The 26,287-nt window shown below is 58.1% G+C and carries 23 protein-coding genes and 1 pseudogene; 6 read left to right on the forward strand and 18 right to left on the reverse strand.

All coding sequences use genetic code 11. The features are described 5' to 3' along the window. From CJF39_RS10015 to trxA, 3 genes are all read right to left on the reverse strand, one after another. On the reverse strand, positions 1-1,983 hold the full coding sequence (locus tag CJF39_RS10015; protein WP_094993268.1) for an acyltransferase family protein: 1,983 nt from the start codon (positions 1,981-1,983) through the stop codon (positions 1-3). A gap of 122 nt (positions 1,984-2,105) precedes the next feature. Continuing rightward, positions 2,106-3,365, reverse strand: a complete 1,260-nt coding sequence (rho, locus tag CJF39_RS10020; RefSeq protein WP_047291176.1) for a transcription termination factor Rho — start codon at positions 3,363-3,365, stop codon at positions 2,106-2,108. 234 nt (positions 3,366-3,599) lie between these two features. Continuing rightward, a complete protein-coding gene (gene trxA / locus CJF39_RS10025) occupies positions 3,600-3,929 on the reverse strand; it encodes a thioredoxin TrxA (protein WP_016783018.1) in 330 nt (109 codons plus the stop codon). 275 nt (positions 3,930-4,204) lie between these two features. On the opposite strand from trxA, the gene ppx reads away from it, so the two are divergent. Then, positions 4,205-5,707 carry an exopolyphosphatase gene (ppx, locus tag CJF39_RS10030; protein ID WP_094993269.1) on the forward strand — a complete coding sequence of 501 codons (1,503 nt, stop codon included), beginning with the start codon at positions 4,205-4,207 and terminating at the stop codon, positions 5,705-5,707. Positions 5,708-5,759: 52 nt separating this feature from the next. Here ppx and ppk1 read toward each other — a convergent pair whose 3' ends face one another. After that, on the reverse strand, positions 5,760-7,997 hold the full coding sequence (gene ppk1, locus CJF39_RS10035; protein WP_094993270.1) for a polyphosphate kinase 1: 2,238 nt from the start codon (positions 7,995-7,997) through the stop codon (positions 5,760-5,762). A 450-nt stretch (positions 7,998-8,447) separates the two neighbouring features. Here ppk1 and CJF39_RS10040 point away from each other — a divergent pair, with 450 nt between their 5' ends. Together CJF39_RS10040 and elbB are read left to right on the forward strand one after the other, a co-directional pair. Next, positions 8,448-9,065, forward strand: coding sequence for a DedA family protein (locus CJF39_RS10040; protein ID WP_094993271.1), 618 nt, complete (start codon positions 8,448-8,450; stop codon positions 9,063-9,065). A gap of 201 nt (positions 9,066-9,266) precedes the next feature. Beyond that, positions 9,267-9,935, forward strand: coding sequence for an isoprenoid biosynthesis glyoxalase ElbB (gene elbB / locus CJF39_RS10045; RefSeq protein WP_094993272.1), 669 nt, complete (start codon positions 9,267-9,269; stop codon positions 9,933-9,935). Here the strand turns inward: elbB and CJF39_RS10050 are convergent, their stop codons facing one another. From CJF39_RS10050 to CJF39_RS10070, 5 genes are all read right to left on the reverse strand, one after another. After that, entirely contained in the window at positions 9,936-10,388 is a 453-nt protein-coding gene (locus CJF39_RS10050) for a YaiI/YqxD family protein (protein ID WP_094993273.1), read from the reverse strand. Between the two features lie 65 nt (positions 10,389-10,453). Then, positions 10,454-12,349, reverse strand: coding sequence for a cytochrome c/FTR1 family iron permease (locus tag CJF39_RS10055; protein WP_094993274.1), 1,896 nt, complete (start codon positions 12,347-12,349; stop codon positions 10,454-10,456). Between the two features lie 66 nt (positions 12,350-12,415). After that, the gene (locus tag CJF39_RS10060; RefSeq protein ID WP_094993275.1) at positions 12,416-13,048 is read right to left on the reverse strand and encodes a LysE family transporter; all 633 of its coding nucleotides are present in this window, start codon (positions 13,046-13,048) and stop codon (positions 12,416-12,418) included. Between the two features lie 105 nt (positions 13,049-13,153). Continuing rightward, positions 13,154-13,711, reverse strand: coding sequence for a mechanosensitive ion channel family protein (locus CJF39_RS10065; protein ID WP_094993276.1), 558 nt, complete (start codon positions 13,709-13,711; stop codon positions 13,154-13,156). Then, entirely contained in the window at positions 13,711-15,621 is a 1,911-nt protein-coding gene (locus CJF39_RS10070; protein ID WP_094993277.1) for an ATP-binding cassette domain-containing protein, read from the reverse strand. Before CJF39_RS10070 ends, CJF39_RS10065 begins: the two co-directional genes overlap by 1 nt. Before the next feature lie 50 nt (positions 15,622-15,671). Between CJF39_RS10070 and CJF39_RS10075 the strand changes: the two genes are divergently transcribed. Then, on the forward strand, positions 15,672-16,136 hold the full coding sequence (locus CJF39_RS10075; RefSeq protein ID WP_094993278.1) for a TIGR02444 family protein: 465 nt from the start codon (positions 15,672-15,674) through the stop codon (positions 16,134-16,136). Here CJF39_RS10075 and CJF39_RS10080 read toward each other — a convergent pair. Further along, positions 16,133-17,071, reverse strand: a complete 939-nt coding sequence (locus tag CJF39_RS10080) for an AlgP family protein (protein ID WP_094993279.1) — start codon at positions 17,069-17,071, stop codon at positions 16,133-16,135. The two genes, CJF39_RS10075 and CJF39_RS10080, sit on opposite strands and share 4 nt — an antisense overlap. A gap of 259 nt (positions 17,072-17,330) precedes the next feature. Between CJF39_RS10080 and CJF39_RS10085 the strand changes: the two genes are divergently transcribed. After that, a complete protein-coding gene (locus tag CJF39_RS10085; RefSeq protein WP_094993280.1) occupies positions 17,331-17,996 on the forward strand; it encodes an FKBP-type peptidyl-prolyl cis-trans isomerase in 666 nt (221 codons plus the stop codon). Positions 17,997-18,061: 65 nt separating this feature from the next. Here the strand turns inward: CJF39_RS10085 and rsd are convergent, their stop codons facing one another. The 8 genes and pseudogenes from rsd to CJF39_RS23170 form a co-directional block, all read right to left on the reverse strand. After that, a complete protein-coding gene (gene rsd, locus CJF39_RS10090) occupies positions 18,062-18,553 on the reverse strand; it encodes a sigma D regulator (protein WP_094993281.1) in 492 nt (163 codons plus the stop codon). A gap of 192 nt (positions 18,554-18,745) precedes the next feature. Beyond that, positions 18,746-19,273: a disulfide bond formation protein B gene (locus tag CJF39_RS10095; protein ID WP_094993282.1), complete on the reverse strand. Its 528-nt coding sequence runs from the start codon at positions 19,271-19,273 to the stop codon at positions 18,746-18,748. A gap of 220 nt (positions 19,274-19,493) precedes the next feature. Next, positions 19,494-20,735: a heme biosynthesis protein HemY gene (locus tag CJF39_RS10100; RefSeq protein WP_094993283.1), complete on the reverse strand. Its 1,242-nt coding sequence runs from the start codon at positions 20,733-20,735 to the stop codon at positions 19,494-19,496. Then, a complete protein-coding gene (locus CJF39_RS10105; RefSeq protein WP_094993284.1) occupies positions 20,732-21,859 on the reverse strand; it encodes a uroporphyrinogen-III C-methyltransferase in 1,128 nt (375 codons plus the stop codon). The genes CJF39_RS10100 and CJF39_RS10105 overlap by 4 nt, the downstream gene beginning before the upstream one ends. Before the next feature lie 16 nt (positions 21,860-21,875). After that, positions 21,876-22,643: a uroporphyrinogen-III synthase gene (locus CJF39_RS10110; RefSeq protein WP_094993285.1), complete on the reverse strand. Its 768-nt coding sequence runs from the start codon at positions 22,641-22,643 to the stop codon at positions 21,876-21,878. Beyond that, complete coding sequence (gene hemC, locus CJF39_RS10115) at positions 22,640-23,581, reverse strand: hydroxymethylbilane synthase (protein WP_094993286.1); 942 nt, start codon at positions 23,579-23,581, stop codon at positions 22,640-22,642. Before hemC ends, CJF39_RS10110 begins: the two co-directional genes overlap by 4 nt. A gap of 125 nt (positions 23,582-23,706) precedes the next feature. Further along, the gene (locus CJF39_RS10120) at positions 23,707-24,453 is read right to left on the reverse strand and encodes a LytR/AlgR family response regulator transcription factor (RefSeq protein ID WP_094993287.1); all 747 of its coding nucleotides are present in this window, start codon (positions 24,451-24,453) and stop codon (positions 23,707-23,709) included. Continuing rightward, positions 24,450-24,581: pseudogene (locus tag CJF39_RS23170) on the reverse strand (sensor histidine kinase); the annotation flags it as partial. The gene CJF39_RS10120 and the pseudogene CJF39_RS23170, both read right to left, overlap by 4 nt. Positions 24,582-24,838: 257 nt before the next feature. Here CJF39_RS23170 and argH point away from each other — a divergent pair. Then, complete coding sequence (argH, locus tag CJF39_RS10130) at positions 24,839-26,233, forward strand: argininosuccinate lyase (protein ID WP_094993288.1); 1,395 nt, start codon at positions 24,839-24,841, stop codon at positions 26,231-26,233. The last annotated feature ends 54 nt before the right edge of the window (positions 26,234-26,287 follow it).

The following is a 26,287-nucleotide window of genomic DNA, read 5'->3' on the forward strand; positions in this document are numbered from 1 at the left end:
TCACTTCACCTCCAGTGCCTTGGCACCCGCCACCTCTTGGAACAGCGGAGCCAACACAGGCAGCAGTAACCGGGCGCCCACCTCGGACAGGTGATTGTCGTCGGTATACAACGAATGACCGTCTTGCTCGGCCCGGCATAAGCCCGTGTCGTCACACAATTGCGGCGTAGGGTCCAAAACCTTGACACCGGGGTCGTTGGCAGCGAGTTGAGCGAATAGCTGGTTGATAAACGCCTTCTGTTTAAGGTGCTCACTCAGCGCAAAACCGGTGCCCGCCGTCGGCTGGTGCAACATTGCCAGTCGACTTAAACGGTACGGAGGATTAAACGGCTGCAGCGGGGCTTCTTTCATCAACCACACGCGATGCCCGGCTGTGCGCAGCTCATTAATGCGCGTTCGCAAACCGTCCGCCAACCGTTGCTCGGCAACGGCCCGGTCGTAATGACCATCCGCCGCTTTGAGCGCATGGCCTTTGTCACCTTTGGCGTCGCCATCGAGGTACAGGCTCCAGCGTGCCACCAGCATTACGTCACCGACGGGTTCGCTATTGAGCGTCTGTTCCACGCGTCGATTGTACTGGGCGCAACGTTCGCCATGCTCCAGCCCTTGGAGCGGCAAACAGCCTGCCGAACTGGCCAACATGACAGTGACCCCGTACTGCTGGGCGCTTTCGTCCAGCGCAGGAATCAACGCCGTGGCGTGGCTATCACCCCATACCAACAACTGAGCGGGCCTGTCTAAGGCGCCATAGCGGCAAAAAGGCGTGTCGGCGGGACTTTTATCGTCAGTGATGCAGGCCATCAGCTCGGGCCGCCATTTACTGGCGTTGGCATATTGCAACGCCTGCTCTGACAAACGGGACGGCAAGCCGTCAGTCCAGCGCAGCGCTTGCCCCGCCAGCCCCAGCACCACAATGCCCACAGCGGCGGCGATCAGAATCTGACGACGCCCGGCCAGCAATCGACGTTCACGAAACGGGGTTTCCACAAATCGCCAGGACAAATAGCCCAGGATCAACGTCAGTGCGATCAGCGCAGCGGTCAACGCGGGGCTGAAGTCGTCCACGCTGGCATAACTGCCAAACACGAACACCGGCCAATGCCACAAGTACCAGGAATAAGAAATCAGCCCCAGACCGACCATCAAGCGGGTGCTTAAGAACTGCCCAACCCACGTACTGCGATGCTCGTTGGCCCAGATCAGCGCCACAACGCCCAGCACAGGCAATAATGCTGCCGCGCCGGGGAAAGGAGTGCTTTTGTCATAGCCGAAGACCGCCACCAATATCAGCGCCAGCCCCAAAAGGCTGAAGCATTGCGCCGCGGTTTGCGTGAGACGTTTTTTGCGCTCAGGGGCGATGGCCAGCATGGCACCGGCCAGTAATTCCCACGCACGCATCGGCAGCAGGAAAAACGCTTTCTCCGGGTGATGCGCCACGGCCCAGACGCTCAAGCCAAACGAGATCAGTAACAGGCTAAACAACGCCATGCGCCAGTGCCTGAAACGGCTTGAAAGCAACGTCAGTATTAACGGGAAGACGATGTAGAACTGCTCTTCAACCGCCAATGACCACGTATGAAGCAACGGCTTCAGGTCGCTGGCGGCATCGAAGTAACCCTCTTGGCGCATAAACAGCAGGTTGGACACGAACATCACTTGGTAGCGCACCGAGCGCCCCAGTTCTTCGTAGTCCTTGGGCGCCATCAGGAACCAGCCCGCCACCAATACCGCCGCCAGCAACACAAACAAAGCGGGCAAGATCCGGCGCGCACGACGTGCCCAGAACTCAACGAAGCTGAAACGTCCGGCTTCCCGCTGACGCCAAATGATTGAAGTAATCAGATAACCGGAAATGACGAAGAACACATCAACGCCAACAAAACCGCCGGAAAAACCGGGCACACCAAAGTGAAACAGCACTACTGCAAGTACAGCCACTGCGCGCAGGCCATCAATATCCCTGCGATAAACAAGAGAAGTCATAACGCTCGAAACCCGCTAATACATTGTTTTTATTGACCGGAGTTAAGCATAAACCTCCCTTTTTTATGACTAAAAAAAATGGCGCCCGTGCAGGGCGCCATTTTTAGGGTCGAGAAACCGTGTTACTTGCGTTTCATCGACAGGAAGAACTCGTCGTTGGTCTTGGTCTGTTTCAGCTTGTCGATCAAGAACTCAATGGCGGCGACTTCGTCCATCGGGTGCAACAGCTTGCGCAGAATCCACATGCGTTGCAGCTCGTCGTCTGCGGTCAGCAACTCTTCACGGCGGGTGCCGGAGCGGTTGATGTTGATCGCAGGGAAGACGCGCTTTTCAGCGATCTTGCGGTCTAGGGGCAGCTCCATGTTGCCGGTGCCCTTGAACTCTTCGTAGATCACTTCATCCATCTTCGAGCCGGTTTCAACCAGCGCGGTAGCGATGATGGTCAGCGACCCGCCTTCTTCGATGTTACGTGCCGCACCGAAGAAACGCTTTGGCTTCTCAAGGGCGTGTGCATCAACACCACCGGTCAATACCTTGCCGGAGCTCGGGATCACAGTGTTGTAGGCGCGGGCCAGACGGGTGATGGAGTCAAGCAGGATCACCACGTCCTTTTTGTGTTCAACAAGACGCTTGGCCTTCTCGATCACCATTTCAGCCACCTGCACGTGGCGGGTTGGCGGTTCGTCGAACGTCGACGCAACCACTTCGCCGCGTACCGTACGCTGCATTTCGGTCACTTCCTCAGGACGCTCGTCGATCAACAGCACGATCAAGTGAACTTCAGGGTTGTTACGCGAAATGTTCGACGCGATGTTCTGCAGCATGAGGGTCTTGCCCGCTTTTGGCGGAGCAACGATCAGACCGCGCTGACCTTTACCGATTGGCGCGCAGAGGTCGATCACACGACCGGTCAGGTCTTCGGTGGAACCGTTACCGATTTCCATCTTCATGCGAACGTTCGGGAACAGCGGGGTCAGGTTCTCGAAGAGAATCTTGTTTTTCGCGTTCTCAGGACGATCGTAGTTGATCGTGTCGACCTTCAGCAGGGCGAAGTACCGCTCGCCTTCTTTTGGCGGGCGGATTTTACCGACGATGGTGTCGCCGGTGCGCAGGTTGAAGCGACGGATCTGGCTGGGCGAGACGTAAATATCGTCAGGGCCGGCAAGATAGGAAGCGTCAGCAGAGCGCAGGAAGCCGAAGCCGTCCTGGAGGATCTCCAGCACGCCATCACCGGAGATTTCCTCGCCGCTTTTCGCGTGCTTTTTCAGCAGGGAGAAAATCACGTCCTGCTTGCGCGAACGGGCCATATTTTCTATGCCCATTTGTTCGGCCAATTCGAGCAGTTCGGTAATCGGCTTTTGCTTGAGTTCAGTCAGGTTCATATAGGAATGACGTAATCATTTATGGAGGGGGGAAATTAAGCTTTTGGCTTAATGAGGCCGCGCCGCAGAGAAGGCGACAGGATCGCGTACTAATTCGATAAGGAGTGCGTCGGCGACGGCTTGCAGGGGGCAGTGGAGAAACCAGTGCGGGGCCGAATGTAACACTTGCTTTTCATAGCGTCTAGTCCTTGAGCCATGAAAAAGCCCCGCATTTTGCGGGGCTTTTATCGACACTTAGATGTTGGCGTCGAGGAATGCAGCCAATTGCGACTTCGACAGCGCACCCACCTTGGTGGCTTCGACATTGCCGTTCTTGAACAGCATCAGCGTCGGAATACCACGTACGCCATGCTTGGCCGGGGTTTCCTGGTTTTCATCAATGTTCAGCTTGGCAACGGTCAGCTTGCCTTTGTACGTCTCAGCGATCTCGTCCAGAACTGGCGCGATCATTTTGCAAGGGCCACACCATTCAGCCCAGTAGTCGACCAGTACGGCGCCTTCAGCCTTGAGAACATCGGCCTCAAAGCTAGCGTCGGTGACGTGTTTAATAAGATCGCTGCTCATGGAAGTCTCCGTGGTGGTAAGCAAAAACGTAGCACATCATAGCCGTCATCACTGCGTTCAGGAAGCTGACGCTTGATTGACTATAACTATAGTCAGCCATGAGCCGACGTATGTAGAAGGTTTTGAACAACTCGGCCGCCACTCAGCGGTCAGATAACCGGTGACACGCACTCAGAAAAAAATGTTGATCCCTATCAAGCCATCCAACATCACGCGTTGGCGCGAGCCTTTGATCGTGGCACGATGGCGACGTTATCGACCGAGACCCCTCAACCATGCCCCAATCCCAAGCCAAGAATCCATCCCTGATCGCCGCCATTGATCTGGGTTCTAACAGCTTTCACATGGTGGTGGCCAAGGCACAGAACGGTGAAATCCGTATCCTTGAACGTCTTGGTGAAAAGGTGCAGTTAGCTGCCGGCATCGACGAAGAACGCAAACTCAACGAAGAATCCATGCAGCGCGGGCTCGATTGCCTGAAACGTTTTGCCCAACTGATCAACGGTATGCCCCTGGGCGCCGTGCGGATTGTAGGCACCAACGCCTTGCGTGAAGCCCGTAACCGCAACGAGTTCATCGTGCGCGCCGAGGAGATTCTCGGGCACACCGTTGAAGTCATTTCCGGACGGGAAGAAGCACGCCTCATTTATCTGGGCGTATCGCACACCCTCGCCGACACGCCGGGCAAGCGCCTGGTGGCCGACATCGGCGGCGGCAGTACTGAATTCATCATCGGCCAACGCTTTGAGCCATTGCTGCGTGAAAGCCTGCAAATGGGTTGCGTCAGTTATACCCAACGGTACTTCCGCGACGGCAAGATCACCCCGGCACGTTATGCACAGGCTTACACCGCCGCGCGCCTGGAGATCATGAGCATCGAGCACGCCCTGCACCGCTTGGGCTGGGATGAAGCCATCGGCTCGTCCGGCACCATTCGCGCCATTGGTCTGGCCCTTAAAGCGGGCGGTCACGGCAATGGTGAGGTCAACGCCGAAGGCCTGGCTTGGCTCAAGCGCAAACTGTTCAAGCTGGGCGAAGTCGACAAGATCGACTTTGAAGGCATCAAGCCTGATCGCCGGACTATCTTTCCTGCCGGGCTGGCGATTCTGGAAGCGATCTTCGACGCCCTTGAACTGCAGCGCATGGACCACTGCGACGGTGCGCTGCGCGAAGGCGTGTTGTATGACCTGCTGGGCCGTCACCACCACGAAGACGTGCGTGAGCGCACACTCAGCTCGCTGATGGACCGTTACCATGTCGATCGCGAGCAGGCCGCGCGGGTTGAACGCAAAGCCCTGCGGGCCTTCGATCAAGTGGCCAAGTCATGGGACCTGAAAGACGGCGTATGGCGTGAACTGCTGAGCTGGGCGGCCAAGGTGCACGAAGTCGGTCTCGACATCGCTCACTATCATTTCCACAAACATGGCGCTTACCTGATCGAGCACTCCGATCTGGCCGGATTCTCACGTGAAGATCAGCAAATGCTGGCGCTGCTGGTACGCGGTCATCGCCGCAACATACCGAAAGACAAGTTTGCTGAATTCGGGGATGACGGCATCAAGCTGATTCGTCTGTGCGTATTGCTGCGCTTTGCGATTCTGTACCACCACATTCGTGGCGACCAGCAAGCGTCACAAGTCAAACTGCGCGCCGATGGCGATCACCTTGACGTGATATTCCCTGAAGGCTGGCTGGAACAGAACCCGCTGACCCAAGCCGATTTTGAGCAGGAAGCTCAATGGCTGACTCGGGTCGGAATTGTGTTGACGGTGTCCTGACGCTGTATATGCATACCGTCGCTGGCGCTCTGTGCGCCAGCGACTTGCAGGTTTACACCGACGGCCCGGTGCTGACAGTCAATACCGGCAGGCTCAAGCGCTCCAGCAACGTGGCCTGGGCGCTGCGCGGATTTTGGTTGCCGGTTGGCGTGTTGCGGATATAACGCCCGTCCGACTGCAAGCTCCAGCTGTGGGTGTTGTCTGTCAGGTAGCATTCCAGCTCTTTCTTGACCCGCAGAATCAACTTTTTGCCTTCAATCGGGAAGCACGTCTCGACGCGCTTATCGAGGTTGCGCTCCATCCAGTCCGCACTCGACAGGAACATCTGCTCTTCCCCGCCATTGAGGAAGTAGAACACCCGCGTGTGTTCCAAAAAGCGGCCAATGATCGAACGCACATGAATGTTGTGCGACACGCCTGGAATACCCGGGCGCAGGCAGCACATCCCGCGCACGATCAGATCAATACGTACCCCGGACTGGCTGGCCTTGTACAACGCCCGAATGATTTTCGGGTCCGTCAGCGAGTTGAACTTGGCGATGATGTGCGCAGGCTTGCCTTCCAGTGCGAACTGGGTTTCCCGGGCAATCATGTCCAGCATGCCCTTCTTCAGGGTAAATGGCGCATGCAGCAGTTTCTTCATGCGCAGGGTTTTGCCCATGCCTATCAATTGGCTGAACAGCTTGCCGACGTCTTCGCACAGCGCATCATCCGACGTCAGCAAGCTGTAGTCAGTGTACAGACGTGCGTTACCGGCGTGGTAGTTGCCGGTGCCCAAGTGCGCGTAACGCACGATTTCGCCGGCTTCACGACGCAAAATCAGCATCATCTTGGCGTGGGTCTTGAAACCCACCACCCCGTAGATCACCACCGCGCCCGCCGCTTGCAGACGGCTGGCCAGTTGCAGGTTGGACTCTTCGTCAAAACGCGCACGCAGCTCAACCACCGCCGTCACTTCCTTACCATTACGCGCCGCATCCACCAGCGCATCCACGATCTCGGAGTTGGCGCCGCTGCGGTAGAGCGTCTGGCGCACGGCCAGTACATGCGGGTCCTTGGCCGCCTGTCGTAGTAAGTCGACGACCGGGGTAAACGACTCAAACGGGTGCAGCAGCAAGATGTCCTGCTTGCTGACTACGCTGAAAATGTTTTCGCTGTTCTGCAACAGCTTCGGAATGGCCGGTGTAAACGGCGTGTATTGCAGCTCGGGGTGGCTGTCCAGGCTGGTGATGCTGAACAGACGCGTAAGGTTCACCGGCCCATTGACCGTGTACAACTCGGTCTCGTGCAGGTTGAATTGCTTGAGCAGGTAATCGGACAGGTGCTTAGGGCACGTATCAGCCACTTCCAGACGCACCGCGTCACCGTAACGACGCGAGAACAACTCGCCACGCAATGCGCGGGCCAAGTCTTCTACATCTTCGGTGTCGACCGCCAGATCGGCGTTGCGGGTCAGGCGGAATTGATAGCAGCCTTTTACTTTCATGCCCTGGAACAGGTCATCGGCATGGGCGTGAATCATCGACGACAGGAACACATAGTTGTCGCCCGGCCCGCCAACGTCTTCCGGCACTTTAATCACCCGCGGCAACAAGCGCGGGGCTGGAATGATCGCCAAACCCGAATCGCGGCCGAAGGCGTCAATGCCTTCAAGCTCGACGATGAAGTTAAGGCTCTTGTTTACCAGCAACGGAAACGGGTGCGTCGGGTCAAGACCGATCGGGGTAATGATTGGCGCAATTTCATCGCGGAAGAACTTGCGTACCCATGCCTTGATTTTAGTGTTCCAGTGACGCCGACGGATGAAGCGCACCTGATGCTTTTCAAGTTCGGGCAGCAGGATGTCGTTAAGGATTGCGTACTGGCGATCCACATGGCCATGCACCAGCTCACTGATCCGCGCCAGCGCTTGATGCGGCTGCAAGCCGTCAGCACCGGCCTGTTCGCGGGCGAACGTGATTTGTTTTTTCAGGCCCGCGACCCGGATCTCAAAGAATTCGTCGAGGTTGCTGGAAAAGATGAGCAGAAATTTCAGCCGCTCCAGCAACGGGTAGGACTCATCCAGCGCCTGCTCCAGCACGCGAATGTTGAACTGCAATTGCGACAACTCACGATGGATATACAGGCTGCTGTCATCCAGACCCGGAATGGCAATCACCGGGTGCGCCGCGCCATGGCTTTCGGCCGCTGCGGGGGCATGGGTTTCCGGCTCGGGCGGGGTTTGGGTGGCCTGCTCAACAATCGGTTGAGGTTCGGTGGCAACGAGTTCTGTCTGTCCTTCGGTATTCATTGAGTGTTCCTGATAAGAGCGGGTTTGACTCTCGTAACAGTTAAGCGGCGCGGCCAGTCAAATTGACAACCAGAATGCCACCAACGCCTGCGGGATTAAACCGCTCAGAGGCGCTTTATGCGGGCTGAGGCCTGGTTAGAGGGTGTTTTATTCAAATTGTTCTAAAGCTGTTGATACATCACTGCTGCCTGCCGCTTATCCACTGCGACTTTAGTAGCGTCTTCAGTGCGTAGCGACACATCGCCAACGACCGGCAAAACCAGAAATTCCCTCGGCCTTAACGCGCGCGACCTTTATAACTGCGCACCATGAACACCCGATGACAACACTGATGATGTAAGTCAAAACCATGTGCATTGTAGGATTTGTTCACGCCAAGACACATTTCGATACTTTCATACACGCGCTTGAAGGCGTAGGCTGCGCGTTCATTTCGCCAGCATCCAGACAATGCTCCAACAATTTCTTCAAGAATTCGGCTACTTCGCCCTGTTTCTAGGGACGTTCTTTGAAGGTGAGACCATTCTGGTACTCGCAGGCTTCTTGGCGTTCCGCGGATACATGGACCTCAAACTGGTCATGATCGTGGCGTTCCTCGGCAGTTACGCCGGCGACCAGCTGTGGTACTTCCTGGGGCGTAAGCACGGCCGCAAACTGCTAGCCCGAAAGCCGCGCTGGCAGCTGATGGGCGACAAGGCGCTGGAGCACATTCGCAAGCATCCGGACATCTGGGTCCTGAGCTTCCGCTTTGTCTATGGGCTGCGCACCGTCATGCCGGTCGCCATTGGCTTGTCCGGTTATCCGCCGGGCCGTTATTTACTGCTCAACGGCATTGGCGCCGCTATCTGGGCCATCGCCCTGGCCACCGCCGCGTATCACTTTGGCGCCGTGCTGGAAGGCTTGCTCGGCAGCGTTAAAAAATACGAATTGTGGGTATTGGGCGCCTTGCTGGTGCTGGGCATCTGCCTGTGGATTCGCCGTCGCTTCAAAAATGCGCGCATCGCCCGACAGACTGCGCTGGATGAAAAAAACAAAGCCGCCGAAGCCAACACCCCGCCCGCCGAGTAATACCGTGTGTGCGCTCGCACACACCCCTCCCGAGGCGTTGCCATCGCAGCGCCTGCCCGCTCTCTTCTAAACTGAACACTGACGCGTGAAAGCGATCCATGTAGTAAGCATTCAACGACGTGTGCCCGATCTGTCCGCTCTGGCATCTGCTGCCAAATCAGGCGACATTAACGCCACGTATCACGTTTTAGGAGAACCCACATGACCCAGAAAAAAGTTGCCGTGATTCTGTCGGGCTGCGGCGTCTACGACGGTGCCGAGATCCACGAAAGCGTCATCACCCTGCTGCGCCTCGATCAGCGTGGCGCCCACGTTCAATGCTTCGCACCCAATATCGCGCAAATGCATGTCATCAATCACCTGACCGGCGAAGAGATGAACGAGTCGCGTAACGTGCTGGTTGAGTCCGCGCGCATCGCCCGTGGCGAGGTCAAGGATATTCGCGAGGCGAACGTTGAAGACTTCGACGCCTTAATCGTACCCGGCGGGTTTGGTGCCGCGAAAAACTTGTCTGATTTCGCCGTTAAAGGTGCTGAATGTACCGTGCAGCCTGACGTGCTAGCGCTGGCTGAAGCCTTTGCCGAAGCGAGCAAACCCGTGGGCTTGATGTGCATCTCACCTGCCATGGCCGCCAAAATCTATGGCCCTGGCGTGACCTGCACCATTGGTAATGATGCCGACACGGCCGCCGCCGTGAGCAAAATGGGCGCTACTCACCAAGAGTGCGAGGTCAGCGAGATCGTCGAAGACAAGGCCCGCAAGCTGGTAAGCACCCCCGCCTACATGCTGGCGAATTCCATCAGCGAAGCCGCCTCGGGCATCAACAAGATGGTCGACCGTGTACTGGAATTGACCCACGAAAACGATTGATCAGACCCGCGCCAGACGCGTCAAAATTCGATCCAGCGCATTGGCGAACGCCTGTTTCTCGCGTTCGCCATACGCGCCCTGCCCGCCACCCACCTGACCTTGCTCGCGCAGATCCGTGAACAGGTTACGCACCGCCAGCCGCTCGCCCATGTTGTGAGCATCGAACTCTTTACCACGCGGATCGAGTACGGCCACGCCCTTTTTCACTAAACGGTCTGCCAACGGCACGTCGCTGCAAATCACCAGCTCGCCGGGCACTGCGTGCTCAACCAGATAATCGTCGGCGGCATCAGGACCGCTGGGCACCACAATCAATTTGACTAACGCATACGTCGGCTTGACCTGGCTCTGCCCGGCAACCAGCACGACCTCAAACTGCCGCTTTAAAGCGAACTTGATGACTTGATCCTTCGCGGCCTTGGGGCAAGCGTCGGCGTCGATCCAGACACGCATGGGCACACTCTCCTGAACATTGGGTGTGGGCGCTGCCGGGCAGCGTCCACACTGTTGAGCGCTCGCTAGGCTGGCAGCCTGCGCTTTTCGGCCAGTTTGCTGCGGCCGTAAAGCACGATGATCGCCAGCAATGCAATGGCCTGAGCCCCCAGCGAGTAGGCATCAGCATGAATGCCCAACCAGTCGAACTCGAAGAACGGCACAGGACGAGTGCCGAAAATCCCGGCTTCTTGCAGCGCTTTCACGCCATGCCCGGCGAACACAACCGACAGCGCGCACAGCAATGCCGCGTTGATGCCGAAGAACATCGCCAACGGCAACTTGGCCGACCCGCGCAGGATGACCCATGCCAGGCCGATCAACAGCACCAAGGCCGTGGCGCCGCCCGCCAACACCGCGTTATGCCCGGCCGGACCGGCTTGCAGCCACAGGGTTTCGTAAAACAGGATCACTTCAAACAATTCGCGGTATACCGAGAAAAAGGCCAGGATCGCAAAACCGAAGCGCCCGCCGCCACTGACCAGGCTGCTTTTGATGTAGTCCTGCCACGCTGCAGCATGTCGGCGGTCATGCATCCACACCCCGAGCCACAACACCATGACGCTGGCAAACAACGCGGTGCACCCTTCGAGCAGTTCGCGTTGCGCGCCGCTGACGTCGATCACATACGCGGCCAACGCCCACGTCGCGAGGCCTGCCAGCAGCGCTAGCCCCCAGCCGATGTTGACACTGCGAACGGCAGACTGTTGCCCGGTATTGCGCAAGAACGCGAGGATGGCCGCCAGCACCAGAATGGCTTCAAGCCCTTCGCGCAGCAGGATCAATAAGCCCGAAATGTAGCTCAGCGACCAACTCAAGCCATCGCTGCCCAGCAACCCGGCCGATTCTTTGAGCAGCGCTTTGGCGGCCTCCAGACGTTGCTCAACCTGCTCGACGGGCAAGCCATCCTGCAACGATTGACGGTACGCCATCAGGGCTTTCTCTGTGTTTTTCCGGACGTTGCTATCGACGTTATCCAGTGAGCTTTCAACCAGCTCGAAGCCTTCAAGATAAGCGGCAACAGACAGGTCATAAGCTTGTTCACGGTCACCTGCGCGATACGCCGCAAGGCTTTTGTCGAGCGTGGCGCCGGTGTAATCGAGCAACTGGCCTGGCCCGCGCACGACCTGCGGCGGCTGTGCGCGCTGCGCACGGAAAGTCGCCGCCGCCTGCGGGCCATCAGCGGCCAGAATTTCATTGGGTGTTTGACGGGCAAGATCGGCCAAGTTGTAAGTTTTGTCTGCTTTGACTGCCTTCGGGTCAGCACTCAGGCCTGCGATATAGGTAGCCAGGTCCCAGCGCTGACGCTCGTCGAGCTGGTCCGCAAATGAAGGCATGTCCGTGCCTTCGACACCCAGCCCCAGCGTGTTGTAAATCGCGTAGAGACTCAGGCGATCCAGGCGTTCTGCGTCGCGCAGGTTGGCAGGCGGCGGCGCCATGCCCACCCCGGCCGGGCCGTCCCCGGCTCCCGTTTCGCCATGGCACACCGAGCAATGCTGTGCATACAGCGGCGCCCCACGGGTGGGATCCGGCGTAATCACAGGCGCCTGGCTCACCTCATAGGCCACTGCCAGTTTGGCACCCAATTGACGCGCTTCACGGGCTACGGCAACGCCGTCCTCGCGTTGCTCGATAGCGCGCTGCAAAGCCATCACACCCTGGGTCAGCTCCGCACGCTCCGGGCGTTCAGGCAAGTCGGCAATCAGCCCCTTGAGAACGGCCAGGAATTCCAGTTGCTCGCGATATTCGGTCTCGTCGATGACCTTTCCATCTTCGACCGTGGGCGGGTAATCCGCGCCAATGTAATCAATGAGATGAAGTGCCTGCGAGGCACCTTCCGGGGAGTTGGCAGACACAACAAGGCTGCACAACGCGAGCATGGGCACCAGCAGCCATGCCAAGAAACGCGAGCGGGCGGTCATGGAAAAATCCGGGTGGAAATGAGAAGTAACACATTGTTCACTTCCCTTCGCAATGTCTCAAGGGCTTTACGTCGTTGCGCGGTGCAACGTCGCCAGAAAACCTGCTGCACCTACGAATAACCCGGCAAAAGTGCGATTCATGCGGCGCTGCTGTTTCGGGGTACGCAACAGCCGTAGCACCTTGGATGCCAGCCCGGTGTAACCCGCCATCACAATCAGGTCGACGCAGATCATGGTCGCGCCCAGGATCAAATATTGGGACAGCAAAGGAGCATGGGGATCAACGAACTGCGGCAGCACCGCCAGCATGAACACCAGCGCCTTGGGGTTGCTGACATTCACCAAAAAGCCGCGAAACACCAGCGCCAGCGGTTTGCCGATGGGGCGAGCGGCGGCGTTGTCGCTAAGGTCGGCAGGCAAGGCGCGCCATTGCTTGACGGCAAGGTAGATGAGGTACGCCACGCCGAACCACTTGATGGCGTAAAAGGCAGTTGAAGAAGCCGCGAGGATTGCACCGACACCGGCTGCCACAATGACGATTTGCAGGGCCAGCCCCAGTTGCAGGCCGATGGCATTCCAATAGCCCCGCCAGAAGCCGTACTGCAGGCCGCAAGACATTGAAGCAATTGCACCCGCGCCGGGCGACAGACTGATGACCCATGACGCCGCAAAAAAGGCCAACCACGTTTCCAGCGACATCGCGCACCTCCCGGACAAAATCAGTAACAAGTCCTTAAAACTAATGCGCGGGCTGAAATTTAACCACTGGTTTTTTGCTGTAAAGCCTGTGGGAACGCAGACTGTTTACACATCACCTTCGCGCCAGCGGCGAACGGAACGCTGGAAGAACAGGCTGTTGGGCACTTGCACCATGCTGCTGCCACTGCCCGCTTCCGCAGGTTCGATCAGGGTGGTGTACAGCAAGTTGATTGCCACCACACGGCCTTTGACCCCCGGCTTGTCCAACGTGTCGAGTAACTCGACTACGTCGCCGATGCGGAACGGTCCGACGGTAAAAATGAGCACGGCACACAAGAGGTTGGACAGCACGCTCCACATCGCGAAGAAGGCAATGGCTGCTACCGCGACGAACCCTGAAAGCGCAGTCCACAAGACCGTGGCGGATACACCCAGACGCTCCAGCACGAAGATGACCGCGCTGCCCATGATGAACCAGCGCAAGCCGCCGCGAAGTGGCATCAGTAGCTGTGGCGGCAGCGGGTAGCGTTCACCCAGGCGTGTGAGGAAACGCGCAATCACGCGCTGCAGGAAATAACCCGCCAAGAGAATCAGCAGAATTTGGATGCCAATCCACAGCGGCGCGATCAACTCGGCCGGTAAAGGGAGGCCCAATGACTCCATCAGGACAAGGCCTCAAGCTCTGCCTGAAGGGTTTCCAGCACTTCCAGCGCTTCCATCCAGCGTTCTTCCAACTGACCTTCCAGCACCTTGAGTTTGGCCTGCTCAGCCAGCAGCTCACGCAACTCGTCCTTACGGGCAGCTTCGTACACCGCACTGTCGCCAAGGCTGACTTCAATGCTAGCCAGCTTTTCGTTGACCTTACCCAACTCGCTCTCAAGCTTGTCAGCTTCGCGCTTATGGGGGGCCAATTGCTGACGCAGTGCAGCGGCTGCCTGGCGTTGAGCCTTTTTGTCAGTCTTGTCCGGATTGACCGGCGTAGTGCTGACAGGGGCGTTGCGCAAACGGTAATCGGCCAGCCAACGTGCGTAGTCTTCAAGGTCGCCGTCGAACTCCTGCACCTTGCCGTCGGCCACCAGCAGAAACTCGTCGGTGGTGCTTTTGAGCAAATGCCGGTCGTGAGATACCACCAGCACCGCACCGCTGAACTCTTGCAAAGCCATGGTCAGCGCCAGACGCATTTCGAGATCAAGGTGGTTGGTCGGTTCGTCGAGCAGCAACAGATTAGGGCGTCCCCACGCGATCAAGGCCAGCGCAAGGCGGGCCTTTTCGCCGCCCGAAAAATTCAGCACAGGCTCATCGATGCGCGCACCACGGAAGTCGAAACCGCCGAGGAAGTCGCGCAGTGTTTGTTCGCGTTCAGTAGGCGCCAGTCGTTGCAGGTGCAGCAGCGGGCTGGCTTTGGCGTCCAGCGAATCAAGCTGGTGCTGGGCAAAGTAGCCTACGACCAGGTTCTCGCCGCGGGCCAAACGGCCAGCCAGCGGCTCCAGCTCGCCCGCGAGGTTTTTGATCAGGGTTGATTTACCGGCCCCATTGGGGCCCAGTAAACCGATACGGGCACCCGGCACCAGTTGCAGCTTGACCTTCTCCAGGATGGTTTTGTCGCCATACCCCAAGCGGGCATCGGACAAATCCAGCAGCGGGCTGGAGAGCTTCACGGCTTCACGAAACACGAAGTCGAACGGCGAATCAACGTGGGCCGCGCTCAGTTCTTCCATGCGCTCAAGTGCCTTGATCCGGCTTTGTGCCTGACGCGCCTTGGTGGCTTGAGCCTTGAAACGGGCGATGTAGCTTTCCATGTGCGCACGTTGCGCCTGTTGCTTCTCGTAGGCCTGCTGTTGCTGGGCCAGACGCTCGGCACGGGCGCGCTCGAAGGCTGTGTAACCACCGCGGTAGAGCGTGATTTTGCGCTGATCGACGTGGGCGATGTTGTCCACCACGGCATCGAGAAAATCCCGGTCGTGGGATATCAGCAGCAAGGTGCCCGGGTAGCTTTTGAGGAAGTCTTCGAGCCACAAAATGGCATCAAGGTCCAAGTGGTTGGTCGGTTCATCGAGCAACAACAAATCCGACGGACACATGAGGGCTTGCGCCAGGTTCAGGCGCATCCGCCAGCCACCGGAAAAGTCGGCGACCGGGCGATCCATTTGTTCGTTGGTGAACCCCAGACCGGCGAGCATTTTGCGCGCACGGGCGTCGGCAGTGTAGCCGTCGGCGCTGTCCAGCTCGGCATGCAGGCGTGCCTGAGCCGGGCCGTCTTCGTCCGCCTCGGCCTTGGCCAGATCGGCTTGCACCTGGCGCAGACGCTGGTCGCCATCGAGCACGTAATCGATCGCAATGCGGTCGAGGGTGTCGATTTCTTGCCGCATGTGGGCAATCCGCCAGTCGGCAGGGAGCAGACAATCACCCGAATCGGGGGTCAACTCACCCAGTAACAAGGCGAACAACGTGGATTTACCGGCGCCGTTGGCGCCGACCAGACCGGCTTTGTGGCCGGCGTGCAGCGTCAGCTCGGCGTCTTCTAGCAGACGTTGCGGGCCACGCTGTAAAGTCAGGTTCTGAAGTCGGATCATAATGGCGGCGGAGTCTACCAGCTTCCCTCTCAACTGGCGCTAATTGCACTATGCACACTGACCTGTGGAACTACTGTTTACACCTCTATGCGCGGCCCGGCGTCGAGCACGCCTGCCTTGAGCTGCAAAACCGGGGGATGGATGTGTGCCTGCTGCTGTGTGGGGCATGGTTGCAAACGCGCGGCGTGGCCTGCAATGAAGGCCGACTGACGCAACTACAGGCCTGCGCCGAGCCTTGGCAGCGCGACGTCATACAGCCTTTACGCCAATTACGGATGCAATGGCGTGAAGCGTCTGAGCACGATGAGGCACTCGCCACTTTGCGCATGCAGGTCAAAACGTTGGAGATAGAGGCGGAGCGCACATTGCTGTTGCGGTTGGAATCATTGACTCGCAAGTGGCTGCCTGGGCAATCAGCACAGAAATGCAACTGGTTGCGGGAGCTGGTCAGCCTTGTTGGCCAACCCGATTGCGACACGCTGCAAGCGCTGCGTGCCGCAATCAACCACGCTTAAGAAGCGCTGGTTGGCGTAACCGCGGGGGTTGTCGCAGGCGTTGGAGCGGGCGTTGCGGCTGGCGCAGAGGCCGGTGTTGCAGCAGGTGTTGCGGCTGGCTTGGCGGTTGTTGCCGGCTTGGTTGCCGCTGGCTTTCTGGCTGCAGGCTTAGCCGCTGGTTTGGCGACCGCAGGTTTTGCAGCGGGCTTAACTGCCGGTTTGGCGGCGGCAGGTTTGACAACTGCTGGTTTGGCGGCAGGCTTCGGCGCCGGTTTGGCGGCGGCGCGGGTGGCTGGCTTGGCGGCGGCTTTGACCGGCGCTTTAGCCGCAGGCTTGGCAGCAGCAGGTTTTGCGGTGGCTGCTTTCGTAGCAGGATTAGCGGCTGGGGCTTTAGCAGCCACAGGTTTGACAGCGCGTGCGGTGGCCGGTTTTTGCGCCGCCGCTTTAGCCGCTGGTTTCGCAGCCGCTTTTACAGGGGCCTTGGCAGGGGCTTTTGCGGCTGTTTTGGCGGGCGCTTTTGCAGCAGCCTTCTTGGCACTGGCAGCAGGCTTGGCGTCACGGGTGGTCAACGCTTTGGCAACAGCTTCCTTGACCCGGCCTACACCTTGAGCGAGCTTCAAGCTTTCTTGAGCGTCGCGCTTGAGTTGCAGGATGTAATCGCGGGTTTCTGTTTGACGTTCTTTCAAGGCATCGAGCAGTTGCTCAAGCTCTTTAACTGCAGACTTGGCTTTGGACTGAGCCTTGGACTTGCCGGAATTGGCCGCGTCTTGCAGTTTGGCGCGCGCTTTGTGCAGTTTTTCCTGAGCTTTGCCGCGCTGTTTTTCAAGCTTGGCGAGCAGTTTCTCAGCATCAGCCAACGCTTGGGAGCAAGCGTTTTCCAAATGCTCAAGCAAGCTGCCTGAGAGCTGTTGGAGCAGGTGCAACGGGGTATTAACGGGCTTCTTTTTGGCCGACATGGTTTACCTCCTGGCTGAAGTGAGTGCGGCTCATACTAGACCTCTGTAAGAACCGCCGATAGATCATGTTGACACTAACGATAGCTATGCGTTGCATGGCGTCGAGAAAGTTGTTCCGGATCAACCTTTAGTCCGCTGCGGTGTTTATTTAACGGAGGCTTTTACCGGTTCAAAACGTTCCGTTGTTCCGAGTAAATAAAACACGATGCCCTGCAACACGGCTGGCATAATCCCCGGCACTTTTGGCCGGAGAGTGACCATGGCTCGTTATCTTTTATGGACTTTTTTATGCCTTGCTCCATTGGCCCACGCAGCGCCGGAAACACAGACCGATGCCGCGCATGACCTGGCTTACAGCCTGGGCGCCAGTCTGGGAGAACGCCTGCGCGAAGAGGTGCCTGACCTGCAACTTGACGCCTTGATTGAAGGGTTGCGCGCAGCTTATCAGGGCAAGCCGTTAACCCTCAGCGATGCACGCATCGAGCAGGTGTTGACGGAACATCAGTCGCGGATCGACGCTGCCTCCACTCAGCCTGATATCGAGCGCGCCCTGTCGGCCGAGCACGCGTTTTTGGAAAAGGAAAAAGCGCTGCCACATACCCGTGAGCTGGCGGACGGCATTCTTCAAACAGAACTCAACCCCGGCACAGGTGCAAAGCCTGAGGCTCAAGGGTGGGTGAAGGTGAACTACATGGGACGGCTGCCCGATGGCTCTGTGTTTGATCAAAGCACGCAGCCACAGTGGTTTCGTCTGGACAGTGTGATAGCGGGATGGCGTAGCGCGCTGACTCAAATGCCCGTCGGGGCTAAGTGGCGACTGGTAATACCGTCAAGTCAGGCGTATGGCGCTGACGGCGCCGGGGATTTGATCGCGCCTTACACACCGCTGGTGTTTGAAATCGAATTGCTCGACAGCAAAAAATAAAGCGCATCTCGCCTTCGATTGCAGGAGCGCAGGTGCTCCTGCAACGTCTACGCCGGGGTGGCATATCAGGCTTGGATGGCTTCAGCGTTGGGCATGACGTTTTGGTTGTGAGCGTTGTGCAGTACTTCGATCAGGCAGTCTTCCAATTCGAATCGTTCATGAAGCAAGGCACCCAGCTCTTTGAACTTGGCGGCCAGCTTTTCACAATCAGGACGATGATCCTTGCCGTCACAGCGGTCATTGAAGTCCAGAGCACGTTCAGTGATTTCTTGAATGCGCGGATAAAGTTGACTGGCGAGCTCAATGCCGCGCTCATCATCAAAGGCTTTAGCTTCTTGATGTAGCTGATCGTAAATCTCGAAGTGGCCAGCCGACACATAGTCGACCAACACCTGGCAAAACTCTTTTTGGGTTTTACGCTTGGGATTCGAGGAATTTTGCTCGATCTTGACGGCTTCGTAAGCCTTCACGAGCTCTGCGCGCTCATGCAGCCAGTTATCAATCAGCTTGTGGACGCCGTTGAAACGCTCCTGAGCATTCTTGCAACTCTCTAGCATGGTGATCTCTCTTCCCTTATGGGCTCATGCCACCCAGCGTTGGCCGGGCCTGTCTGAACCCAAAAGTGCGCTAGAGCGCAACGGCATTGGGCGGCATATTCCAGTAATGCGTGCGGGCCAGATTATGCCCGCACGGTGACTGCTTCAAGGTACGCACGAGAGAAAATTCATACAAGCGTTTAATGGGACCTGCTACGCCGGGTCGCAGGGAGGGCTATGCATGCGGGAAACGACTGTGCGAATGAGCTGCGTAATGCTTAGCAGGCACAGGCCGGTGAATGCCAGCAAACTCAACTCGGGGATGCTCAGGCCAAAAACTGTCCAACTGACGTGAACACACTCTTCGCTCCCTCTGAATAGCGCCGAAAGGGCAGTTTTCAAGGAAAAGTTGTGCAACATGCAAATGAAGTCGGGCTGGCAGAACATGAGTTGCTCAGGCGGCACCCTGAGTAATATCACTTGGCGCACTGCGCTCATTGCCCCGGCGAACGCCAGTACCAACGACACGATCGAATAACTCATTACACGTTTGGGGCGCGAGGCATGCGCATAAGCGATCAGATTCACGATACAAAAGGTCAGTAGAAAAAAACGCTGCACCCAACATAACGAACACGGTTTAAGTCCGGGCCCGTACTCCAGATACAAGGAGACGCTCAGCACAGTCGAACTGGCTAAAAACATCAGGAGAAATATGAAACGTGAGCCGGCCAAAAACATGGCTTTTCCGTAACAAAATAGACAGGTAATTACGGTAGTGGAAAGCCGTTGGCCCTTTCAAGATGGGGCCCGGGGGAAGCTTCCGTAAGGCTGTAAGGATTAACCGACAGGCTCTGAAAGATAGTTTGTTACATCTCGTAGGAATTTTACTTTCCGGAAATTAAGTACGAGATTTCTTTAAGGGAAGCCGACTTACGCCTATGCATAAGTCGGACTCTTTTTAGATACTACTCGCAGCGGCCGGTAAGGGTAACGCTAACAAACGCTCATCCAAAAGGTTCAAACCTTCTTGAAACAGTTGATTGCTACGATCGGTTTCACCCAGTTGAGCCAATAACCTGGCGAGTTCAGCGCAGGCTTCCGGGTTACGCTGAAGTTTGAGGCTGCTTTCCAGGTAATCACGGGCCTTGCCCCACAAGCTGTTCTGCAGGCACAAACGACCCAAGGTCAGCAGCAGGCTCGGATCTGCCGGATGCGCCTTGAGCCAGCCTTCAGCCGTTTGCAATTGTTTGACCGGATCTTTGCCGCGCAACAAACCGTACAGACGCACCAGATGGCTGTCGTAGTTGCGTTTCAGGGCGCCCCGCAAGACTTCCTCAGCCTCACCTTGAGCCCCCAATTGACGCAATTGTTCGGCATAGGCCAAAACCAGCGCCGGCTCCTGACGCTGGGCCGAGGTCAGTTGCTGCCACGCGCGCTGCAACGATTGCAGGGCCGCTTCGCCTTCTGTCTCGCGTTGTGCTGCCAGATTGAGGTTTTGCCCCCATGCCCGGCTTTCCAGCTCTGCCAGTTCTTTGGCGGGCAACACTTTGTCTTTGCGTAGCTCCGGCAACAGGCGAATCAGCGCTGTCCAGTCGCCACGCTGTTGATGCAGACGCTGTAACTGACGCAGCACCTGCACGTTATGCGGATGACGCTCGTGCATGGCTTGAAGGGTATTCAGTGCGCCATCGGTGTCGGCGCGGTCTACTTGCAACTGCGCATGGCTCAAGGCAATCGCAAGTTCCGCTTGTGGCTGACGCTGCAACGCGCGCTCAAGCAGTTTGTCACTCTCTTCGTAATGACCCAGCTCGTTGGCCGCACGGGCCGCGCCAAGATAGAACAGCAGCGGCTGCCGCTCTGCTTCGGCTGCACGTGACAAGTGTTTTTGCGCACTGGCCCAGCGTCCTTCGGCAAGATCCATCTGGCCTTGCTCGATCGCTATTTGCACACGCCGGCTACGGTTGCGACGCGACCAGGGGTTAACCAGCCCGGTTGAGGCCGTCACCAGCTCGACCAACAGCTTGATGCCCCAGATCAAAAGCCACAGCACAACAATCAGCGCCAGCGTGGCCCACACACTGGACTCATAGCGAAAACTTTTATAAGCGATTAGCACGTAGCCCGTGTCTTCGGCAATGGCCAGGCCGATGCAGGCCGCCGCTGCGATCAACAAAAACACAATCACATAGAAGCGCTTCATGGACTGGTCTCCTGCGCCGGGTTGCCGGCTGCCTGACCCGGCTCGTCAGCACTGACGTGACGTCGCTCGAGGTAAGCCTGCACCGCGCTCAACGTGCCGGCCAAGTCCGGGGTTTTGACAGTTACCGGTTGCTTGCTGAGCTCAACCACTTGCTCCAACAGCTTCTGGCTTTGCGGATTGTCCTGATTGAAGTTGCCTTTGAGCACCTCTTCAGCCTGCGCCAACGCCTGGGTGTACACCGGCGCCTGTCCATTGAGCGCCGCCCATTGCGCCTGCTCCAGTGCAAGGCTCAAGGCTAGACGTACTTGCGTCAGGCTTTGCCCGGCCAACAGTGGGCGGACGTTTTTATCCGCATTGAAATCAATGCGGATGTAATGGGAGATTTCGTCCCACCACTGCGCCCATCGGCTTGCGCCATCCCCGTCAGCCGTCAGGCCAAGCAATGAATCGCCTTGGTCCTGATAAGCCGGAGCCAACGCATTGAGCTGGGCGACTTGATCGCGCAAGGCTGCCAGACGCAGGAACAGGCCGGTACGGTCTGGCTGTTCGACACTGCGCAAGGCCGCGAGGCTTTTGGCCAACTGTTCCCGCGCAGCGTACGAGCCCGGGTCATTCTGTTCACGCAAAATGGCATCTGCCCCCTCCACCAGCGCCTGCGCACTGGTGATGTCTTGCAGTGCAGAAAGGCGCAGGCTGGCCAGACGCAGCAAATGCTCGGCCTCCGCCAGGCGCCAATCCTTGCGACTGGCTCCAAGAACGGTTTCGAGGCGCTGATTCAAACGCTGCTGGTCGCCCTGCAACTGCACCACCAGCTGGCGCTGATCATCCAGGGCGCTGGCCGAAGGCAATTGGTTCAGACGCGTGAGCAACTGTTGCTCACCTTGCTTGATCGACAAGGTTTGCGCACCCAACGTTTGCACTTCGCTCAGTTGTTGCGCCGTCTCCGTTTGTAGATGACGGACCTGCCACACGCCCCAGCCGCCTACCGCGACACCGGCAGCACCGAGCAACAGGGCGACGACCGCCAGGCCATTGCCCCGGCGCTCAGGCTTGACGACAGGCTTTTCAGCCGGCGCTTGCGGCGCGGGCTGCACAGGTTCTTTGGTCAAGATTGTTTCGCTCACGTATCCATCCTTTGCATTAGAGGGCAGGTACGGGATGCTCCCGTAACGCCGCCAGCAAAGCCGCGGCACTGGCGCCACGACAATCCACAACATGTTGGGCCCCGGCGCTGCGCGCCATCTCAGCCACGCGGGGGCTTGGAACAAACAACGGTAACGCTGACAGCCGGGTCCAGGCATCGCCAGCCAACTGCCGTAAATGTTCGAATCCTTGTCCACTGCTGACCACCAGCGCGTTCAGGCGTTCCACTTGAACACGTTGGCAGAGCGCCTCTGGCGGGTAGGACGGCAATTCACGCGCATAGAGCTCAAGGTAGTCGACCTGCGCGCCCAACTGGCGCAAATGGTCGGCCAATCGCTCGCGCCCGCCCTGCCCGCGCATGATCAAGACCTTGCGTTCGGCCCCTTCGACAGCACGCTTGAACTCCTCAAGGGCCAGCAAGGCTTCACTGTCATCTGCCGATGGAGGGTAGCTAACATCCAGCCCATAACCGCAGAGAATCTGCGCCGTGGCGGCCCCGACACTGAACCACTTCTGCCGGGGCGGCTGCGACCAATACTGACTGACCAGAGCCAGCCCCAGCCGGGCAGCGGGTTTACTGACGACTATGACCGCGCAATAACGATCCAGCCCACTAATCAGTTCGCGCTGCGGATCGTTTAACTCCAGCGGCCGAATCGCCAACAGCGGCAAGCTGCTGCTGAACACCCCGGCAGCGGCCAACTCGGCGGCCAATGCCGCGGAGTCATCGGCTGGCCGGGTCAGCAACACACGCCAGCCTGTCACGCGTGACCTGCCTCACCGTAAACGGCTTTAAGGATGTCCCCCGCGCCTTGGGCCAACAAGGCCTCAGCGACCTGCTCACCCAACGCTTGGGCATCACTGCGGGGCGCACGGGCATCAGCGCTCAACAGTGTCCCGCCGCTAGGCTCGCCCACCAGACCGCGCAACCACAGTTGCTCACCCTCAAGCACGGCGTAGCACGCAATCGGAACCTGACATCCACCATTAAGGTGTTTGTTCAAGGCACGTTCGGCCGTAACGCGCACGGCCGTGTCGGCGTGATGCAAAGGCGCGAGCAACGCATGTATTTCGGTGTCGGCACTGCGGCATTCGATGCCCACAGCCCCTTGGCCGCCCGCGGGCAAGCTGTCTTCGATGCTGATGGCGGACGTGATGCGATCTTCAAAGCCAAGACGGATCAAACCTGCTGCCGCAAGAATGATGGCGTCGTATTCGCCAGCGTCGAGCTTGGCCAGACGGGTATTGACGTTGCCGCGCAGGAAACGGATTTCGAGATCCGGACGACGGGTTAGCAATTGAGCCTGACGGCGCAGGCTCGACGTACCCACCACGCTGCCCGTGGGCAAGGCGTCAAGGCTGGCATAGGTATTGGACACAAACGCGTCACGCGGGTCTTCGCGCTCACAGATGCAAAACAGACCCAGGCCTTCAGGAAAGTCCATCGGCACGTCTTTCATCGAGTGCACGGCAATGTCGGCTTCGTTTTCGAGCAAGGCTGTTTCCAGTTCCTTGACGAACAGGCCCTTGCCGCCGATTTTCGACAGCGGCGAGTCCAGCAGCTTGTCACCACGGCTGACCATGGGCACCAGCGTCACCACAAGACCAGGGTGGGCCTGCTCCAGACGGGCTTTAACGAATTCGGCCTGCCACAGAGCCAGGGCGCTTTTACGGGTAGCGATGCGGATTTCGCGAGAGGACATGGATCAATCCGTACTGAAAAGATACGGCGGATAATAACAGCTCAGCCAAATCTGCTTTGACTTGTATCAGAAGTCAGCGGCCTCCCTGACCGAAAACGGGGCTCACGCGCCCTATTGGGCGCGTGCTACAGCTGCTGCATCATTTTTCGAACACCCGCTACATGGCGGCGGCTGACAATCAATGCATCACCATTGAGCCCTTTGAGGAACAGCTGGAAGTGCCCCAGCGGCGTGCGCTGCAGGCGCTCGATACGATTGCGCGCCACCAAGGCATTGCGGTGAATACGCACAAAGCGTTCGCCAAACTCGTCTTCCAACGCCTTGAGAGGCTCATCCAGCAAGACTTCGCCGCCTTCATGGCGCAAGGTCACGTATTTGTGGTCGGCAATAAAGTAGATCACCTGGTCGATAGGGATCAGCTCAATGCCTTTGCGGGTACGGGCGCTGATATGGCTGCGGGGGCCACTGCCCGATTGCGCTGCTGGACGGGTAAGCGCAGCCAGTTGAATGCGGTTGGGCCGGTGCGCCTCTTTCAGGGCGGCGCTGAGGTCCTGGGCATTCACCGGTTTGAGCACATAGCTGACGCCGCTGTCTTTCAGCGCCTGCTCGGGGAAGTCGTCAGGCGCCACGCAGAACACCACGGAAGGCGGCAGTTCGCGCTCGCACAATTTCGCAGCCACTTGCAGCCCGTCCAGACCCGGCATGCGGATGTCGAGCAACACAACGTCCGGTTTCTGGCTCTCGATCAGGTTCAATGCCTCTTCGCCATCAGTGGCGACGGGCTCCAGCAACGTATAGCCCTCAAGCGAGCCGAGCAATCGGCTCAAATGCTCGCGGGCCAGGGTTTCGTCATCAACGATCAGGACATTCATATAGCGCTGTATTCCTGCGTGAGTCTCGCACAAGGATAGCGTAGACAGGTGAAGTGACGGCTGTCACGGCGATCGATGCTAAGACTAGCGCGAAGGCCAAAAAGTGCCGTAAACCGCACAGCAATATTCACCTGTATCTGTGGCTCGTTTTAATTGCGGATCCGTCGAAGCACCAGCAAACATCTGTAACGACTTATCCATACGACCAACTGTAGACGGTTGCCAAGCCGAAGGTGCTCAATCGATACATTTCGTTTCGGTATTTTGTTTATACCTCAGATCAGGCAAAAACCAGCCGACCTGCGTCAACGCCTTGAAGGGCAACCCTGTTATGATTCGCGGTAACTTTTTGTGTAACTCCCCTCAGCCGATTACGAGCGAATCCATGAGCACCGACAAGACCAATCAGTCCTGGGGCGGCCGCTTCAGTGAACCCGTCGACGCCTTCGTTGCGCGCTTCACCGCCTCCGTCACCTTCGACCAGCGCCTTTATCGTCACGACATCATGGGCTCCGTGGCCCACGCCACCATGCTGGCCAAGGTCGGTGTACTGACCGATGCCGAACGCGACAGCATCATCGATGGCCTGAAGACCATCCAGAGCGAAATCGAAGCCGGTACGTTTGACTGGCGCATTGATCTGGAAGACGTGCACATGAACATCGAGGCGCGTCTGACCGACCGCATCGGCGTGACCGGTAAAAAACTGCATACAGGCCGTAGCCGCAACGATCAGGTGGCGACGGATATCCGCTTGTGGCTGCGCGATGAAATCGACCTCATCCTGGCTGAAATCACCCGTTTGCAAAAAGGGTTGCTGGAGCAGGCCGAACGCGAGGCCGAGACCATCATGCCTGGCTTCACCCACCTGCAAACCGCCCAGCCCGTGACATTTGGTCACCACATGCTGGCGTGGTTTGAAATGCTCAGCCGCGACTACGAGCGCCTTGTAGACTGCCGCAAGCGCACTAACCGCATGCCGCTGGGCAGCGCCGCACTGGCGGGCACCACGTACCCGATCGACCGCGAATTTACCGCGCAACTGCTGGGCTTTGATGCCGTTGGCGGCAACTCGCTGGACAACGTGTCGGATCGCGATTTCGCCATCGAATTCTGCGCTGCCGCCAGCATCGCGATGATGCACCTGTCGCGTTTCTCCGAAGAGCTGGTGCTGTGGACCAGCGCGCAGTTCCAGTTCATCGACTTGCCTGACCGTTTCTGCACCGGCAGCTCGATCATGCCGCAAAAGAAAAACCCGGATGTTCCCGAACTGGTACGTGGCAAAAGCGGTCGCGTGTTCGGCGCGCTAATGGGCCTGTTGACCTTGATGAAGGGCCAGCCCCTGGCCTACAACAAGGACAATCAGGAAGACAAAGAGCCGCTGTTCGATGCCGCCGACACCCTGCGCGATTCGCTGCGAGCATTTGCCGACATGATTCCGGCGATCAAACCCAAGCACGCAATCATGCGCGAGGCTGCACTGCGCGGGTTCTCCACGGCGACCGATCTGGCGGACTATCTGGTACGCCGCGGCCTGCCGTTCCGCGACTGCCACGAAATCGTGGGTCACGCCGTGAAGTACGGTGTTGAAACAGGCAAGGACCTGGCAGAGATGAGCCTCGACGAACTGCGCCAGTTCAGCGATCAAATCGACGACGACGTATTTGCGGTGCTGACACTGGAAGGCTCGGTCAATGCGCGTAATCACATTGGCGGCACTGCTCCGGCCCAGGTAAAGGCAGCGGTTGCTCGCGGCAAAGCCTTGCTGGCCAGCCGCTAACAATCGGTAGTCGCTGTCCGGGCAATGGCAGCCGTCGGGGTCAACCCACGTGCA

The sequence above is a fragment of the Pseudomonas lundensis genome (assembly GCF_002269125.1).
Classification (GTDB): Bacteria; Pseudomonadota; Gammaproteobacteria; order Pseudomonadales; family Pseudomonadaceae; genus Aquipseudomonas; species Aquipseudomonas lundensis_A.

Excerpts from the sequence above, each read along its gene's own strand:
- CJF39_RS10015 (WP_094993268.1), bottom strand. The coding sequence starts at position 1,983 with ATGACTTCTCTTGTTTATCGCAGGGATATTGATGGCCTGCGCGCAGTG.
- rho (WP_047291176.1), bottom strand. The coding sequence starts at position 3,365 with ATGAACCTGACTGAACTCAAGCAAAAGCCGATTACCGAACTGCTCGAA.
- trxA (WP_016783018.1), bottom strand. The coding sequence starts at position 3,929 with ATGAGCAGCGATCTTATTAAACACGTCACCGACGCTAGCTTTGAGGCC.
- ppx (WP_094993269.1), top strand. The coding sequence starts at position 4,205 with ATGCCCCAATCCCAAGCCAAGAATCCATCCCTGATCGCCGCCATTGAT.
- ppk1 (WP_094993270.1), bottom strand. The coding sequence starts at position 7,997 with ATGAATACCGAAGGACAGACAGAACTCGTTGCCACCGAACCTCAACCG.
- CJF39_RS10040 (WP_094993271.1), top strand. The coding sequence starts at position 8,448 with ATGCTCCAACAATTTCTTCAAGAATTCGGCTACTTCGCCCTGTTTCTA.
- elbB (WP_094993272.1), top strand. The coding sequence starts at position 9,267 with ATGACCCAGAAAAAAGTTGCCGTGATTCTGTCGGGCTGCGGCGTCTAC.
- CJF39_RS10050 (WP_094993273.1), bottom strand. The coding sequence starts at position 10,388 with ATGCGTGTCTGGATCGACGCCGACGCTTGCCCCAAGGCCGCGAAGGAT.
- CJF39_RS10055 (WP_094993274.1), bottom strand. The coding sequence starts at position 12,349 with ATGACCGCCCGCTCGCGTTTCTTGGCATGGCTGCTGGTGCCCATGCTC.
- CJF39_RS10060 (WP_094993275.1), bottom strand. The coding sequence starts at position 13,048 with ATGTCGCTGGAAACGTGGTTGGCCTTTTTTGCGGCGTCATGGGTCATC.
- CJF39_RS10065 (WP_094993276.1), bottom strand. The coding sequence starts at position 13,711 with ATGGAGTCATTGGGCCTCCCTTTACCGGCCGAGTTGATCGCGCCGCTG.
- CJF39_RS10070 (WP_094993277.1), bottom strand. The coding sequence starts at position 15,621 with ATGATCCGACTTCAGAACCTGACTTTACAGCGTGGCCCGCAACGTCTG.
- CJF39_RS10075 (WP_094993278.1), top strand. The coding sequence starts at position 15,672 with ATGCACACTGACCTGTGGAACTACTGTTTACACCTCTATGCGCGGCCC.
- CJF39_RS10080 (WP_094993279.1), bottom strand. The coding sequence starts at position 17,071 with ATGTCGGCCAAAAAGAAGCCCGTTAATACCCCGTTGCACCTGCTCCAA.
- CJF39_RS10085 (WP_094993280.1), top strand. The coding sequence starts at position 17,331 with ATGGCTCGTTATCTTTTATGGACTTTTTTATGCCTTGCTCCATTGGCC.
- rsd (WP_094993281.1), bottom strand. The coding sequence starts at position 18,553 with ATGCTAGAGAGTTGCAAGAATGCTCAGGAGCGTTTCAACGGCGTCCAC.
- CJF39_RS10095 (WP_094993282.1), bottom strand. The coding sequence starts at position 19,273 with ATGTTTTTGGCCGGCTCACGTTTCATATTTCTCCTGATGTTTTTAGCC.
- CJF39_RS10100 (WP_094993283.1), bottom strand. The coding sequence starts at position 20,735 with ATGAAGCGCTTCTATGTGATTGTGTTTTTGTTGATCGCAGCGGCGGCC.
- hemC (WP_094993286.1), bottom strand. The coding sequence starts at position 23,581 with ATGTCCTCTCGCGAAATCCGCATCGCTACCCGTAAAAGCGCCCTGGCT.
- CJF39_RS10120 (WP_094993287.1), bottom strand. The coding sequence starts at position 24,453 with ATGAATGTCCTGATCGTTGATGACGAAACCCTGGCCCGCGAGCATTTG.
- argH (WP_094993288.1), top strand. The coding sequence starts at position 24,839 with ATGAGCACCGACAAGACCAATCAGTCCTGGGGCGGCCGCTTCAGTGAA.